The 15498-nt window shown below is 66.7% G+C and carries 13 protein-coding genes and 1 other RNA gene; 11 read left to right on the top strand and 3 right to left on the bottom strand.

Going from position 1 to position 15498, the window contains the following annotated elements:
- The first annotated feature begins 11 nt into the window (after positions 1-11).
- The 3 genes from hemN (at position 12) to KP010_RS19170 (ending at position 2915) form a co-directional block, all read left to right on the top strand.
- Entirely contained in the window at positions 12-1358 is a 1347-nt protein-coding gene (gene hemN / locus KP010_RS19180) for an oxygen-independent coproporphyrinogen III oxidase (RefSeq protein WP_142864025.1), read from the top strand.
- A gap of 278 nt (positions 1359-1636) precedes the next feature.
- On the top strand, positions 1637-2377 hold the full coding sequence (locus KP010_RS19175) for an ATP-binding protein (protein ID WP_166142736.1): 741 nt from the start codon (positions 1637-1639) through the stop codon (positions 2375-2377).
- 43 nt (positions 2378-2420) lie between these two features.
- Positions 2421-2915, top strand: a complete 495-nt coding sequence (locus tag KP010_RS19170) for a polymer-forming cytoskeletal protein (RefSeq protein ID WP_216281546.1) — start codon at positions 2421-2423, stop codon at positions 2913-2915.
- A 3-nt stretch (positions 2916-2918) separates the two neighbouring features.
- Here KP010_RS19170 and KP010_RS19165 read toward each other — a convergent pair whose 3' ends face one another.
- The 3 genes from KP010_RS19165 to KP010_RS19155 form a co-directional block, all read right to left on the bottom strand.
- Positions 2919-4427 (bottom strand): acyl-CoA synthetase, encoded by a 1509-nt coding sequence (locus KP010_RS19165; RefSeq protein ID WP_216281337.1) that lies wholly within the window; start codon positions 4425-4427, stop codon positions 2919-2921.
- A 65-nt stretch (positions 4428-4492) separates the two neighbouring features.
- On the bottom strand, positions 4493-5434 hold the full coding sequence (locus tag KP010_RS19160) for a ribose-phosphate pyrophosphokinase (RefSeq protein ID WP_108917582.1): 942 nt from the start codon (positions 5432-5434) through the stop codon (positions 4493-4495).
- Positions 5435-5526: 92 nt separating this feature from the next.
- On the bottom strand, positions 5527-5739 hold the full coding sequence (locus KP010_RS19155) for a hypothetical protein (RefSeq protein ID WP_142864024.1): 213 nt from the start codon (positions 5737-5739) through the stop codon (positions 5527-5529).
- Between the two features lie 174 nt (positions 5740-5913).
- On the opposite strand from KP010_RS19155, the gene KP010_RS19150 reads away from it, so the two are divergent.
- The 8 genes from KP010_RS19150 to argJ all read left to right on the top strand — a co-directional run bounded on the left by KP010_RS19150 (position 5914) and on the right by argJ (position 15375).
- Complete coding sequence (locus tag KP010_RS19150; protein ID WP_216281335.1) at positions 5914-6618, top strand: GNAT family N-acetyltransferase; 705 nt, start codon at positions 5914-5916, stop codon at positions 6616-6618.
- A gap of 140 nt (positions 6619-6758) precedes the next feature.
- On the top strand, positions 6759-7979 hold the full coding sequence (gene mnmA, locus KP010_RS19145; protein ID WP_142864022.1) for a tRNA 2-thiouridine(34) synthase MnmA: 1221 nt from the start codon (positions 6759-6761) through the stop codon (positions 7977-7979).
- Positions 7979-8719 carry a class I SAM-dependent methyltransferase gene (locus KP010_RS19140; RefSeq protein ID WP_142864021.1) on the top strand — a complete coding sequence of 247 codons (741 nt, stop codon included), beginning with the start codon at positions 7979-7981 and terminating at the stop codon, positions 8717-8719. The genes mnmA and KP010_RS19140 overlap by 1 nt, the downstream gene beginning before the upstream one ends.
- A gap of 93 nt (positions 8720-8812) precedes the next feature.
- A non-coding RNA gene (gene ssrS / locus KP010_RS19135) (6S RNA) lies at positions 8813-8968 on the top strand.
- Positions 8969-8998: 30 nt separating this feature from the next.
- On the top strand, positions 8999-9589 hold the full coding sequence (locus tag KP010_RS19130) for a 5-formyltetrahydrofolate cyclo-ligase (RefSeq protein ID WP_142864020.1): 591 nt from the start codon (positions 8999-9001) through the stop codon (positions 9587-9589).
- A 289-nt stretch (positions 9590-9878) separates the two neighbouring features.
- A complete protein-coding gene (locus tag KP010_RS19125) occupies positions 9879-12806 on the top strand; it encodes a bifunctional [glutamine synthetase] adenylyltransferase/[glutamine synthetase]-adenylyl-L-tyrosine phosphorylase (protein ID WP_216281333.1) in 2928 nt (975 codons plus the stop codon).
- Positions 12807-13085: 279 nt separating this feature from the next.
- Positions 13086-13988 carry a peptidylprolyl isomerase gene (locus tag KP010_RS19120; RefSeq protein ID WP_142864018.1) on the top strand — a complete coding sequence of 301 codons (903 nt, stop codon included), beginning with the start codon at positions 13086-13088 and terminating at the stop codon, positions 13986-13988.
- 139 nt (positions 13989-14127) lie between these two features.
- Positions 14128-15375, top strand: a complete 1248-nt coding sequence (gene argJ, locus KP010_RS19115; RefSeq protein WP_142864017.1) for a bifunctional glutamate N-acetyltransferase/amino-acid acetyltransferase ArgJ — start codon at positions 14128-14130, stop codon at positions 15373-15375.
- Positions 15376-15498 lie beyond the last annotated feature (123 nt).

Here is a 15498-nt window from a genome sequence, read left to right as displayed (position 1 = left end):
AGCCGACAAATATGACCAGCGCCTCTCTCGCTCTCGCCGAACGCTCGGCGCCGCGTTACACGAGCTATCCCACCGCCCCGCATTTTTCCGCGGATGTCGGGCCGGATCAGGCCGCGCGCTGGCTCGCCGAGCTCTCGCCGCAGGCCGATCTGTCGCTCTATCTGCACGTCCCCTTCTGCCCGGCGATCTGCACCTATTGCGGCTGCCACACCAAGGCGCTGCGCCAGGACGCGCCGCTCACCTCCTATAAGGAGACGCTGCTGCGCGAGATCGAGCTGGTCGCCGCCTCGACGCCGGCGCGCCATGTGCGCGCGATCCATTGGGGCGGCGGCACGCCGAGTATGCTCGGCCCCTCGCGCTTTCGCGAGGTCGCGCATGTGCTCGGCGAGCAATTCGACATCGCCCGCGACGTCGAGCACGCGATCGAGCTCGACCCGCGCCTCGTCGACGCCGCGCTCGCCGACGCGCTGGTCGTCTCCGGCGTCAATCGCGTCTCGCTCGGCGTGCAGGATTTCAATCCCCATGTGCAGAAGGCCGCCGGCCGCGAGCAGCCTTATGAAGTGGTGGAGCGCTGTGTCGCCATTCTGCGCGCCGCGGGACTCGAGGCGATCAATTTCGATCTCATGTATGGTCTGCCAGAACAGAGCGTCGACGATGTGATCCGCACCGCAAAGCTCGCCGCCGGCCTCGCGCCGAGCCGTCTCGCCGTTTTCGGCTACGCCCATGTGCCTTGGTTCGCGGTGCATCAAAAGCTGATCGACCAGGCCGCGCTGGCCGGCGCCAATGAGCGCCTCGCCCAGGCGGAGGCCGTGCGTGCGACGCTGGAGGCGGAAGGCTTCGAGGCGATCGGCCTCGATCATTTCGCGCGGCCGCAGGACACGATGGCGCAGGCCGCGCGCGAAGGCCGGCTGCGCCGCAATTTCCAAGGCTACACGACCGATGAGGCGGATGCGCTCATCGGACTCGGCGTCTCCTCCATCGGCCGTCTGCCGCAAGGCTATATCGGCAATATCGGCGACACGGGAAACTGGCGCCGCTCCGTCGAGGCGGAGCGCCTGCCCATTTCGCGCGGCCTCGCCTTCAGCGCGGAAGACAGAGCGCGCGGCGCCGTCATCGAGCGATTGATGTGTGATTTTTCAGTCGATTTCGGCGCGATCGCCGCAGCGCATGATTTCCGCGAGGATGCGTTCGACGACGCCGTGCCGCGTCTTTCGACTCTGCTCGACGAAGGCCTCGTCGCGCTCGACGGACGCCGTCTCACCATCGCGCCACGCGGCCGTCCGTTCGCGCGTCTGGCCGCGGCCGCATTCGACGCCTATCTCGAAGCCAAGGCCGCACGACACTCCGTCGCGGTGTGAGCCGCGCGGATCGACCATTTGCGAAATGCCGACGCGCGGCGAGCGAAGCGATCGACTCGTCGCCGCCACAGTGATATTACTGGCTTGTTTCTTATCCCCGGCTCAATTTCGTCAGGCCGTGCGTCGGCATTGACAAAGCGATCACAACCTCGAATTGTCTCGTTATGTACTAGTACTATCGTCTAGGCGACTCCCGCAGCTTTCGTCGCGCAGCATCGCATCAGCTTGCGTTCGTTCGCCGAGCGGCGTCGTGCACATCATTCCGAGGAATAAGGATAATGCTCGCATCGCCGCTCGTTCTGGTCGGAGCCGACAAGGGCGGAGTCGGCAAGACGACCGTGACGAGACTCCTGATCGATTTTCTACAGATGTCGAACCGCGCGGTGCGCGCCTATGACACGCAGGCGCCGACCGGCGCGTTGAAACGCTTCTATCCCGACATCGCGCAGATCATCGACATACGCGACGTGCGCCACCAGGCGCGTCTGGTCGAGAGCCTGACCGGGCACGCCGCCGTCACCATCGTCGATTTAAAAGCCGGACAGCTGATGCGCACGCTGCGTTTCATGGAGGATGTCGGCCTGCTCGACGCTGCGGAGCACGGCGAAGCGCGCGTGATGGTGCTGCATCTCATCGGCGCCTCGGTCGCCTCTCTGTCCGAGCTCGAAGAGGTCGGACCCTATAAAAACAAATGCGAATATCGCGTCGTCAAGAACTGCGTCAACGCCTCCAATTTCTTTCGAGAGAACGCCGGCTTCTCCGAGCGTTATCTCGGCGAGAGCGACGCCAGCCGCGAGATCATCGTGCCGCGGCTCGATCCACTCGCCTATGAGGCCGTCGAGCTCACCGGATTGCCGTTCTCGTCTTTCGTGTTCGACGAGCCTGCGCGCGCCGCGGAAACTCGGCCGCGCTCTTTCGTGCTGCGCGGCTATGTGCGCACATGGCTCGAGCGTTCATGGACCAATTTCGAAGCCGCGGGGCTACGCAGCTATGTCGCTTCGCCCTCCGAGCAAATCTAATTCCAAGAAGCCGGCAAACGGCGCAACCAAGGAGACCATCGTGATGAAAGACTTTCGCCCTGAAGAGAAGAATGTCGTTTATATCGGCGAAGGCGTGTCGCTGACGGGTTCGGTGAAGGCGCAGGACACGATCGTCGTCGACGGCGCCATCGATGGCGAGATTTCCTGCAGCCAGCTGATCGTCGGCCCGTCCGGCGTCGTCAATGGCACGATCTCCGTTTCCGACGCGGATATCTATGGCCGCATCGGCACCGACATCACCATCAAGCAATTGCTCATCGTGCGCTCCACCGGCCGCGTCGAGGGCAAGTGGATCTACGGCGAGATCGAGGTCGAGAAGGGCGGCGTGCTGTTCGGCACGGCGGAGTCGACGGAAATCCGCTCCGAACGCAAGCCCGCGGGTCCGAAGGACGAGAAGGCCGGCTCTTTCAAGCGTTTCGAGAAGCCCGAGCTCGTTTCTTCCAATGAGGCCGATGCGGAAGCTGCGCCCGTCACCAGCATTTCGTCGCGCGCGTTGCGCGATCGCCGCAAGGCCTGACGATCAAGGCAGAGCCGCGCGCATCAGCTTGCCATTGCGATTGCGCGGCAGCCCGTCGAGAAAAACGATCTGTCGCGGCCGCTTATAGGCCGCGAGATGATCCGCGCAATGGGCGAGGATATCCTCTTCGCCCAGCGTCGCGCCATCGCGCAAGATCACATAGGCTTTGATGATCGTCTGATCGTCGCGGCCCGGACGCTCCGCGACAGCGGCGTCGGCGATGAGCGGATGCGCCAGCAGGCATTTTTCCACTTCCGCCGGCGAGACGCGATAGCCGAGCGCGTTCATCACCTCATCGGCGCGGCCGTGGTGCCACATATAGCCGTCGCCGTCGAATTCGACGAGATCGCCGGAGACGAACCAGTCGCCGCGAAAGGCTTCTCTTTCTTCGTCCGGCCGGTTCCAATAGCGCAACATCAAGCCCGGCTCGTCGCGACGCACGGCGAGCACGCCGGTCTCGCCGACGCCGAGCGGCTCGGTTCCGCCGTCGCGCGGCAGAGCCGCGACGATGCGTCCCGGCTGCGGGCGGCCCGGCGAGCCCGGCCGCGCCGGCACGCTCGGCGCGCTGGAAATGAAGGTCGAGATCTCGCTCATGCCGAAGGCCTCGTAGAGCTCGGTCTTGGCGCGCGCGCGCCATTCCTCGAGCAGGCTCGGCGACAGAGCGGCGCCGGCGGTCAGGCCATGCCGCAGGCTCGAGAGATCATGCGTCTCGAGCGCCGCATATTTGAGAATCTGGCGATAGACGCCGGGCACGGCGGCGAAAATGGTCGCGCGATGGCGCGCGATGAGGCGCGGCCAGACTTGCGGATCGGGACGGCCATTGTAGAGCACGGCGGAAGCGCCATTGGCGAGCGGATCGACGACGCCGACGCCGAGCGTGTAGGTCCAATTCATCGCGCCCGCGTGCAACATCACATCGGCGGATGTCAGCCCCTGCCAATACGCATACATGGGCCGCCGCGCCCAGGCGGCGCGATGCGCGTGCAGAACGCCCTTGGGCCGGCTCGTCGTGCCGGACGTATAGACGAGATAGGCGGGATCGTCGGCCGCCGTATCGGCATATTCGTCCAGCGGCGCGCCGGCGACGAGCCGCGCGAGATCCTCGCCGCGCAGAACCGAAACGCCGTCGCGCGAATGATTTTCGCTCTCGAAATCGCGGCCGAGCACGAGCGCCGAAGCGCCACAATCCTCGAGCAGGAAGGACGCCTCCTCGAAAGTGAGCTGCGAGGAGGCGAGCAGCGCGACATAGCCCGCCGCAATGGCCCCGAAATAGGAGAGGACCGCGCCGGCCTCGTTTCCCATGCGGATCATCACCCGCGCGCCGGGCGAAAGGCCGAGATCGCGAAAGCCCGCGGCGAGCGCGCGCACGTCGCGATCCAGCGCGCCGTAAGTCCAGCTCGTCTCGCTCTCGTCGCCGACGATGACGATCGCCGTCTTGTTCGGGTGAACGCGCGCGTGATCGGCGATGCAATAGCGGGCGAGATTGAAACGTGCGGGAACGGGCTCGATCATATGCTCACAAGCTCTCGAGAGCGCGCGCTCCTTCTCCCGCCTCGCGGGGGAAGGAGCGCGCCCCGTCAGTCGAAGAGGCTCGACACGCTCTCTTCGCGCGCCGTGCGGGCGATGGCCTCGCCGATCAGCGGGCCGATCGGAATGAAGCGAATATTGCGCGCCTCCTGCACCGCGGGCGTCGCCGCGATCGTGTCGGTGAGCACCAGCTCTTTCAGCTTGGAGGCGGCGACGCGCTCGGCGGCCGCGCCCGAGAGCACGCCATGGGTGATATAGGCGGAGACCGAGGTCGCGCCCTGCGCCAGCAGCGCCTCGGCGGCGTTGCACAGAGTGCCGCCCGAATCGACGATATCGTCCACGAGAATGCAATTGCGCCCGGAGACGTCGCCGATGATGTTCATCACCTCCGATTCGCCGGCGCGCTCGCGGCGCTTGTCGACGATGGCGAGCGGCGCGTCGATGCGCTTGGCGAGCGCCCGGGCGCGCACCACGCCGCCGGTGTCCGGCGAGACCACCATCGCATTGGGCAGCTTGGCGTGCGACTTTATGTCCGCCACCATGACCGGCGCCGCGAAGAGATTGTCGGTCGGAATGTCGAAGAAGCCCTGAATCTGCCCGGCGTGGAGATCGACGGTCAGCACGCGGTCGGCGCCCGCGCGGGTGATGAGATTGGCCACGAGCTTGGCCGAGATCGGCGTGCGCGACGTGCCTTTGCGGTCCTGCCGCGCATAGCCGAAATAGGGAATGACCGCAGTGATGCGACGCGCCGACGCGCGGCGCAGCGCGTCGATCATGATGAGCAGCTCCATCAGATGGTCGTTCGACGGCGCCGAGGTCGACTGCACGACGAAAGTGTCCTGCCCGCGCACATTCTCCTGTATCTCGACGAATACCTCCATATCGGCGAAGCGCCGCACCTGCGCCCGACACAAAGGCACGCCGACATAGGCGGCGATCGTCTCGGCGAGCGCGCGGTTGGAGTTGCCTGCGAGAATTTTCATCGCCGCCATAGAACGCCTCGACCCTCAACACGTGACACGGCGGCCTCTTAGCAGCGATGCGGCCGTCGGACAATACGGCAGGAATATGACACCCGCTCTCGTCACGCCTCGCCGCGCCGGCAGACGATCTTCAGATATTCCAAACCCTCGCGCGGCGCGAGCGTCGTGCGGGCGATGGTCGCCTGTCCTTGGAAGCCGCACTGCGACTGGCTCGGCACTTTGGGGCCCTGAACGACGTCGATCGCCGTCTCGGGCCGGCACTCGCTCGGCGAGACCGAAAGCGAGCAGACCAGGATCACAACGGAATAGAGCATCGGCTTTCTCCCCCGCAGAGCGCGAACCTCGATCGCCGCTGTCTCGCCGGCGCCCCTTCGCGGCCTCTTCGATGACGAAGCTAGGGCATGTTCCGTACCACTGCGATGGGTTAAAAGCAGGACCGCCGCCTTGTTCGGACCCTGAGACAAATTCTTCGGACCCCTGAGACAAAAATGTCACAACTGCCGCCGCCCGCTCCGCTCTCGGCTCCCTTCGTCGCTCCCGCGCGAACGCGCCTCTCCGGCCGGCTGACGACGCTCGTCCCGCTGGCTCCGGAACATGCCGAGGATCTCTATGAGGCGACGCATGCACAAGAGCGCGAGGCGCTGTGGCGCTATCTCTTCATCGGCCCGTTTCCTGATCTCGCCGCCTTTCGCGCCGCCCTCGCCGAAATGGCGGAATCCGCCGCAATGGTCTATTTCGCCGCACTCGCCAATGAAAACGGCCGCGCCCTCGGCTTCCAGGCCTATCTGAACATAGAGCCGGCCAATCGCGCCGTCGAAGTGGGCGGCGTACTCTATTCTCCGGCTCTCCAGCGCAGCGCGGCGGCGACGGAGGCCCAATATCTTTTCGCGGCCCACGCCTTCGAGACGCTCGGCTGCCGCCGCTATGTCTGGAAATGCGACAACGCCAATGAGAAGTCCAAGGCGGCGGCGCTGCGGCTCGGCTTTTCGCCGGAGGGGCTCTTCCGCCAGCATATGATCGTCAAGGGCCGCAATCGCGACACGGCCTGGTTCTCGATGCTGGACAGCGAATGGCCGGCGCGCAAGGCCGCCTTCGAGGCCTTTCTCGATCCCGGCAATTTCGACGCCTCGGGCCGCCAGAAAACGCCGCTCTCGGCCTTGAACGGGCAGGCCCGCGCGGCAAATAGGGGCTGACGGCGGCGCGTCAGAGACCGGCTCGGACGGATTGCCTCGCCGAACGGATGATGGTTTACAATGAATTGCGAGACGTTGGCGCGGATTTGACGCTTCCGCCGGCGGTTCTCGCGCAACGCTCTTCGGACGGTCCAAAGACGATGACGACGGCCGGCGCCAGAATTCTCAACAGCCTCGATCTGCCCAAGCCGCCGGGCGAGACGCGGGTCGTCGTGGCCATGTCCGGCGGCGTCGACTCCAGCGTCGTCGCCGCTCTGCTGCGCGAGGAAGGCTATGACGTCGTGGGCGTCACGCTGCAGCTCTACGACCATGGCGAGGCCACGCATCGCAAGGGCGCCTGCTGCGCCGGCCAGGACATTCAAGACGCGCGCCAGGTGGCGGCGCGGCTCGGCATTCCGCATTACGTGCTCGACTATGAGAGCCGCTTCCGCGAGACCGTCATCGACACTTTCGCACAGAGCTACGCCAGCGGCGAGACGCCGGTTCCCTGCGTCGCCTGCAATCAATTCGTGAAATTCGTCGATCTCTTCGAGACCGCCAAGGATCTCGGCGCCGACGCGCTCGCCACCGGCCATTACATCGCCTCGCGCGAGGACGGCTTCGGCGGCCGGGCGCTCTATCGCGCCTTCGACGCCGCGCGCGACCAGAGCTATTTCCTCTTCGCCACGACGCGCGCGCAGCTCGACATGCTGCGCTTTCCGCTCGGCGAATACGCAAAATCCGAGGTGCGCGAGCTGGCCCGCCGCTTCGATCTCGACGTCGCCGAGAAGCCGGACAGCCAGGACATATGCTTCGTCCCCAGCGGCCATTACACCGACCTCGTCGAGCGCCTGTCGCCCGGCGCCGCCGTGCCGGGCGACATCGTCCATGTCGATGGGCGCGTGCTCGGCCGCCATGCCGGCGTCATCCATTACACCATCGGCCAGCGGCGCGGCCTCGGCCTCGGCGCCGCCGTCTCCGGCCGCGCGGCCGAGCCGCTCTTCGTCGTGCGGCTCGACGCCGCCAAGGCGCAGGTCGTCGTCGGCCCGCGCGAGGCGCTGGAGACCCGCCGAATCGCCCTGCGCGACGTGAATTGGATCGGCGCGGGCGATCTTTCCGATCTGCCGGCCGAGGGACTGCCGATCTCCGCGCGCGTGCGATCCACCCGTCCGCCGACGCCGGCGCTGCTGCGGCCGCTGCCGGGCGGCGGGGCGGAGGTGGTGTTCGAGACCGGCGAGTTCGGCGTCTCGCCCGGCCAGGCTTGCGTCTTCTATGAGCGCGACGACACGCGCGGCCGTGTGCTCGGCGGCGGCTTCATCGCGCACGCCGAAGCGGAGCCCCCAGCGCCGGAGCCGGCGCTCGAGCTCGATCGGAGTGCGTGATGAGCGATGCGCGTGGCGTTTCCGGGTTCAGCTTTTTCGAGCACGGCCTCGATCGCCAGGCGATAGAGGCCGCCTACGCCCGCTGGGCGCCCGTCTATGATCTCGTCTTCTCCCATATGCTCGGCCCCGGCCGGCGCGCCGTGGCGACGATCGCCTCCCGCGCCGATGGACGCATTTTGGACGTCGGAGTCGGCACCGGCCTCGAGCTGCCCATGTTCCGCGACAAGGCGCGGGTCGTCGGCGTCGATCTCTCCGAGCCTATGCTGCAACGCGCCTCCGCCCGCGTCGCCCGCGAGGGGCTGAAGAACATCGCCGGCCTCGCCCGCATGGACGCGAGCCGCCTCGCCTTTTGCGACGCCAGCTTCGCCTGCGTGGTAGCGCCCTATCTGCTGACCGTTGTGCCGGACCCGGAGGAGACGCTGGACGAGCTCGCCCGCGTGGTGCGGCCGGGCGGCGAGATCGTGCTGGTCAACCATGTCAGCTCGCCGGATTGGCCGATGTCGGCGCTGGAGGAGTTCATCGGCGAGAGTTTTTCCGTCACTCTCGGCTGGCGCCCGCAATTCCCGTGGTCGATCATCGGCGACTGGATCGACTCGCGCCCCGATATGCGCCTCACCGAGCGCCGCGTGCTGCCGCCCTTCGGCCTGTTCACGCTGACGCGCATCGAACGCCTCGCCCGCTGGGGCGAACATTCCCGCCGGCCCTTTGACGAGCATCGTCGGCCGTTCGAGCACGCCTAATCGAACCGGGCAAAGGCGAGGAAAGCGCCCCGATTCCACTCACCTTCGCGCCAGCCTCTGGCGTTCTCGCCCGCGTGGGATTACATTGCTCTCGCGGCGCTGCGGGGTGCGTGACGGACTTTAATTCCCCGGGGCCTTATCGATCTCTAAGGGAGCTGTCCCTGGCCTTGCCCGTGGGCTCGGTCACTACGGCGCCCACCTACGTTGTAGGTTCCCGGGATCGATGTCCCACGGCTCACGCGGCCCGCGCTTTTACACATCGGACGATAAATCGCCCCAATGACCGTCGACGCCAAGACCGAACTGCGCCGGCGGACGCTCTCCCGCCGCGACCTCGTCTCCCATGAGGAGGCGCACGCCGCCTCGATCGCCGTCGCCGAGCGCGCTCTGGCGCTGGTGCGCCGATTCGCGCCGCGCGGCGCCGAGACCGGCGAGGTGGTCTCCGTCTATTGGCCGATCCGCAGCGAGCTGAACACGCGCCCGCTGCTGGAGATTCTGGCGGCGGAGAAAATCGCCACCGCCCTGCCGGTGATGACGGCGGTCAAGCGCCCGCTGATCTTCCGCGGCTTCACGCCCGGCGATGATTTGGTGAAAGGTCCCTTCGGCCTCTCCGAGCCGGCCGAGACCCGGCCCTCCTTCGATCCCGACATCGTCTTCTCGCCGCTCGCCGCCTTCGACCGCAAGGGCTATCGGCTGGGCTATGGCGGCGGCATTTATGACGCGACGCTCTCGCAGCTGCGCGCCAAGAAGCGCATCGTCGCCGTCGGCGTCGCCTACGCCTGCCAGGAGACCGACTCCGTGCCGACCGAGCCGCACGATCAGAAGCTGGATTTTCTGCTGACCGAACGAGAGCTGATCGCGTTTTCGTGACGCGCGTTCGCGTCGCCGCGTTCGGCCGAATCTCGCCGCGCGACTCCTTCTCCCACTCGTGGGAGAAGGTGGCCCCGCCATAGGGCGTCCGTGAGGACGCCCGTCGCGAGCGACGGGCTTTGGCGGGGTCGGATGAGGGACGCGGCGGTTGGCGACAGCTATGGGGCGTGGCGTTGGATTTCGAGACTACCGCCACGGCTCGGACCCTCATCCGACCCTCGCTGACGCGAGGGCCACCTTCTCCCGCAGGCGGGAGAAGGAAGCGCTGCCCGCAGGCAACAGATAAAAAATGACGCAGACAAATTCCCGCTCGCTGCTCTCCCGCGCCCTCCTCATCATCGAGCCAATCGACCGTGCGCAAGCCGAGGCGGCGCTCTGGCGCGTGCTGGAGCGCGACACTGGCGCGCTCGGCGCCGTCATCGCCGCGCAGGGAAATGCGCGGCCGCTGCTCGAGGGCGCCCTCGGCTCTTCACCTTTTCTCACCGAGCTGTCTGCGCGTGATCCCGCCCGGCTCGCGCGCCTGCTGACAGACGATCCAGACGCCAGCCTCGCGCGACTCGTCGGAAACACACGCAACGCCGCCAAGGGCGTCGTGGACGAAGCCGAGCTGATGCGCGCTTTGCGCCGCGCCAAGCAGGAGGGCGCGCTGCTGGTCGCGCTCGCCGATCTCTCGAAAGCCTGGGATACGATGCAGGCGACCGATGCGCTCACGCGCCTCGCCGACGCCGCGCTCGCCGCTTCCATCGCCTTCACGCTGCGCGAGGCCGCCGCCGCCGGCAAGCTCGAGCTCTATGATCAGCGAATGCCGGAACGCGGCTGCGGCTGGATCTTCCTCGCCATGGGCAAGGAAGGCGCCTATGAGCTCAACTACTCTTCCGACATAGACATCATCGTCCTCTTCGATCGCGCCCGCGCGCGCGTCGCGCAGCCGGCCGAAGACGTCGATCTCTTCGTCAAAATGACCAAGCGCATCGTGCGCATTCTCTCGGAGATCACGCCCGACGGCTATGTCTTCCGCGTCGATCTGCGCCTGCGTCCAGACCCCGGCGCGACGCCCATCGCCATACCGCTCGAGGCGGCCTTCTCCTACTATGAGAGCATGGGCCAGAATTGGGAACGCGCCGCCTTCATCAAGGCGCGCGCCGCGGCCGGCGACATTCCTGCCGGCGAGGCTTTTCTGAAAGAGCTTTCGCCCTTCGTCTGGCGCAAGAATTTCGATTTCGCCGCCATCGCCGACGTGCATTCGATCAAGCGGCAGATTCACGCTTTCAAAGGCCATGGCGAGATCGCCGCGCTCGGGCATGATTTGAAGCTCGGCCGCGGCGGCATTCGCGAGATCGAATTTTTCGCACAGACGCAGCAGCTCATCACCGGCGGACGCAATCCCGCTCTGCGCGGCCGCGCGACATTGGAGACGCTGGACGCGCTCGTCGCCAACAGCTGGATCGAGCCGCGCGTGCGCGACGATCTCGCCGAGGCCTATCTCTTTCTGCGCGATGTCGAGCACCGAATCCAAATGGTCGCCGACAAGCAGACTCATATTCTGCCGCGCGATGAGAAGGAGGCGCTGCGCATCGCGCGCATGGCCGACTTCGCCACGCTCGAGGATTTCACGCGAGCGCTGGTCGCGCATCTCGAGACGGTGCAGGGCCATTACTCGCATCTCTTCGAGAGCGCGCCGCAGCTCTCATCCGAGACCGGCAATCTCGTCTTCACCGGCGGCGAGGACGATCCCGACACGCTCGAGACCTTGTCGCGTCTCGGCTTCGCGCATCCCAAGACGGTGACGGAAACGATACGCGGCTGGCATTTCGGCCGTTATGCGGCGACGCGCTCCACCAAGGCGCGCGAGCGCTTGACCGAGCTGACGCCGGCGCTGCTCGAAGCGCTCGCCGTGACGCAGAACGCCGATCAGGCCTTTCTCGCATTCGACAAATTGCTCGCCGGGCTTCCGGCCGGCGTGCAATTATTTTCCGTGCTCGTCTCCAATCCGCGCTTGTTGAGCCTGCTGACGGCGATCACCGGCGCCGCGCCCAAGCTCGCCGCGACGATTGCACGGCGCCCGCGCGTGCTCGACGCGGTGCTGGAGCCGGCCTTTTTCGAACATCTGCCCGATGAATCGGAGCTCGCCGCCGCGCTCGCGCGCAGCCTCGCCGAAACGCGCTCCTATGAAGAAGCGCTCGACGCGGCGCGCGTCTTCGGACAAGAGCAGAAATTCCTCATCGGCGTGCGCATATTGACCGGCGCGCTCTCGGTGGCGGAGGCCGGCCTCGCCTATGCGCGGCTCGCCGAATGCGTCGTCGCCGCTCTGCTGCCGCGCGTCGAAGCGGAATTCGCGCGCGCGCATGGGCGCATGGAGGGACGCGCTTGCGTCGTCGCGCTCGGCAAGCTCGGCGGACGCGAGATGACCGCCGCGTCCGATCTCGATCTCATGCTGCTCTATGACGCCGATCCGCACGCCGAGTCGGATGGCGAGCGCCCGCTCGCCGCCGCGGCCTATTATGCGCGCCTCACGCAGCGGCTCATCGCCGCGCTCTCCGCGCCGATGGCGCAGGGCCTGCTCTATGAGGCCGATTTTCGCTTGCGGCCGTCGGGCGGCAAGGGGCCGCTGGCGGTGAGCCTGACGGCCTTCGAGGATTATCACGCGCATGAAGCCTGGACATGGGAGCATATGGCGCTGACGCGCGCGCGCGTCGTCGCCGGCGCGCGCGATTTCGCGGCGACGGCGGAGGCCGCGATCCGCGCCGCGCTGACGCGCCCGCGCGACGAAGCGAAAACGCGCGATGACGTCGCCGATATGCGCCGCCGTCTCGCGCGCGACAAGCCGGCGAGGAGCCTTTGGGATTTGAAGCAGGCCCCGGGCGGGCTGATCGATGTGGAGTTCATCGCGCAATATTTGCAGCTCCGCCACGCGAGCGCGCATCCGGCCTGTCTTTCGACGATGACGTCGACAGCGCTGGAGCGTCTCGCCGGCCTCGGGCTGATGGACGCGAATGAGGCGGCGACGCTGATCGAAGCCGCCCGCCTCTATCAGAGCCTCACGCAATTGCTGCGGCTTTCCATCGACGCTGATTTCGATCCGGCGCAGGCGCCGCGCGGCCTCGTCGAGCTGCTGCTGCGCGGCGGCGAGGCGGCGGATATCGCCCGTCTCGAGGCGCAGATCGCAGAAACGCAGCGCGCGACGCGAGAGATTTTCACGCGCATCGTCGGCGCGTGAAAGCCCCGCGGCGAAACCAGAGTCACCTCCCCCGGGCTCGAAGCGCGGCTCGATCGTGGAGCTTTCCCGACCGGAACCGGAAGAACCTCCCGACCAGAGCGAGCGGCGTTGCGCGACCCTCGACCCTTGCAATATAATCTCGACCAATTCCTTCGAGACGTCGCCGCCGGCCCTCGCCGCGCCCTAATTTCCGTGTTCCCCTTTGCCTGGACTTGCTCTAGTGGAACGCTGTTCGCGACAGGCCTCCCCCCGCCTGTCGCTCTTTTGTTGGAGACCATCATGCCTCACCTCAAGACCACGCGTCTCGGCAGCCGGGGCGCTCTCGCCGCGATCGGCGTCTTCGCTCTGCTGGCGATGGGCGCGGCCCCGGCGCAGGCCAAGGTCCTCGCCAAGGTCAATGGCGTCGACATCACCGACGACGACGTAAAAATCGCGCTCGACGATCTCGGCGCCGGTCTGCCGCGGCAGCTGGAGGGCAAGGCGCGCGAGAATTACATTCTCGATTTCCTCATCGACGAGCAGCTCGTCGTGCAGAAGGCGCAGCGCGACAAGCTCGGCGAGACTCCCGATTTCGCCAAGAAGCTCGCCTATTTGCGCGACAAGGCGCTGATGGAGGCGCTGCTCGGCAAGGTCGCCAAGGACGCGGCCACAGAGCCCGCCGTCAAGAAGGCCTATGACGACGCCGCCAAGAATCAGAAGCCCGAGACCGAGATCCACGCTCACCACATTCTGGTGACCACCGAGGACGAGGCCAAGGCGGCGCAAAAGCGCGTGAAGGGCGGCGAGGATTTCGGCAAGGTCGCCAAGGAGCTCTCCAAGGACACGGGCGCGCAGGGCGGCGATCTCGGCTGGTTCACCAAGGACCGCATGGTGCCGGAATTCGGCGACGCGGCCTTCAAGATGGAGCCGGGCCAGATCTCCGATCCGGTGAAGACGCAATTCGGCTGGCATATCATCAAGCTGGACGAAAAGCGCCCGAAGGTGTTCCCGCCGCTGGATCAGGTGCGCGATCAGGTCTCCCGCTATGTGGCGCAGAAGGCGCAGTCGGACCTCATCGTCGAGCTGCGCCAGGGCGCGAAGATCGAGCGCACCGAAGCGCCGGCGCCCGACGCCAAGCCGAGCGAGACAAAGCCGGGTGAGGCGAAGCCCGCCGAGACCAAGCCGGCCGAGAAGAAGAAATAGTCATGAGGCGGTAGTGAGTGGGGCGTAGGAGCAGGGAGTGGGGAAGCGCGGCCCGCCGCATCCCGTCCCGCTCGCTACGCCCTGCTCACGGCTCACCCCTCCCCTGTCGCTCTCGCTTTTTTCAGGACCCATACCGCGCATGGCCAAGGCCGCACCCGTTTCGCCGCTCGCTCCCAAGACCTACCCGGACATTCCGCCGATCGAAGGCGTCCGCTTCGCCGTGGCGCAAGCCGGCATACGCTATGCCGGGCGCACCGACGCGATGCTCGCCCTTTTCGACGAAGGGACGCAGGTCGCCGGCGTCTTCACGCGCTCCAAATGCCCCTCCGCTCCCGTCGACTGGTGCCGCGCCCGGCTCGAGGGCGGCAAGGCGCGGGCGCTGCTCGTCAATTCCGGCAACGCCAACGCCTTCACCGGCAAGGCCGGCAAGGAGGCGGCGAAGCTTTCCGCCAAGCTCGTCGCGGCGGCGGCGGGCGCGCCCGAGAAGCAGGTGTTCCTCGCCTCCACCGGCGTCATCGGCGAGCCGCTGGACGCGACGAAATTCGAGCCGGTGCTCGGCAAGCTCGTCGCCGATACGCGCGGCGACGCCTGGCGCGAGGCCGCTTCGGCGATCATGACCACGGACACCTATCCCAAGCTCGCGACCCGCGTCGCCAAGCTCGGCGACGTCGAGGTGCGCATCGCCGGCATCGCCAAGGGCGCGGGCATGATCGCGCCCGATATGGCGACCATGCTCTCCTTCGTCTTCACCGACGCGCCGATCGACGCCGAGGTTCTGCAGAGCCTCTTGTCGAAATCGGTGCAGAATTCGTTCAACGCCATCACCGTCGACAGCGACACTTCGACCTCCGACACGCTGCTGCTCTTCGCCACGGGCGCAGCGGCCGAGCGCGGCGCGCCGGTGATCGAGAAGGCGAGCGATCGCCGCCTCGAGGATTTCCGCCGCGCGCTGGACGAGATTCTGCTCGACCTCGCGCATCAGGTGGTGAAGGATGGCGAAGGCGCGCGCAAATTCGTCGAGGTGACGGTGATGGGCGCCGAGAGCCCCAAGGCCGCCAAGCGCATCGCCCTCTCCATCGCCAATTCGCCGCTGGTGAAAACGGCGGTGGCCGGCGAGGACGCCAATTGGGGCCGGGTGGTGATGGCGGTCGGCAAATCCGGCGAGGCGGCGGATCGCGACAAGCTGGCCATATGGTTCGGCGACATTCGCGTCGCGCACAAGGGCCTGCGCGATCCCGATTACGACGAGGCGGAAGTCTCGCAGATCATGAAGCGCGACGAGATCGCCATCCATGTCGATCTCGGCATCGGCTCCGGCGCCGCGCGCGTGTGGACCTGCGATCTGACGAAGGAATATGTCGCCATCAACGGCGACTATCGCAGCTGATCCTCTCCTTCGCGAGCGCTTCTTTCTCCCGCCCGCGGGAGAAGGAAGCGCGCGCATGACATACGCTCGTGATGTCTTCGTCATCGCAGCGTGTCGCGAATCGGCTTCTACTCGCCTCGGCTC

The organism is Methylosinus sp. KRF6, from assembly GCF_018887255.1.
Taxonomy (GTDB): Bacteria; Pseudomonadota; Alphaproteobacteria; order Rhizobiales; family Beijerinckiaceae; genus Methylosinus; species Methylosinus sporium.
This window is presented reverse-complemented; position numbering and strand designations above follow the sequence as displayed.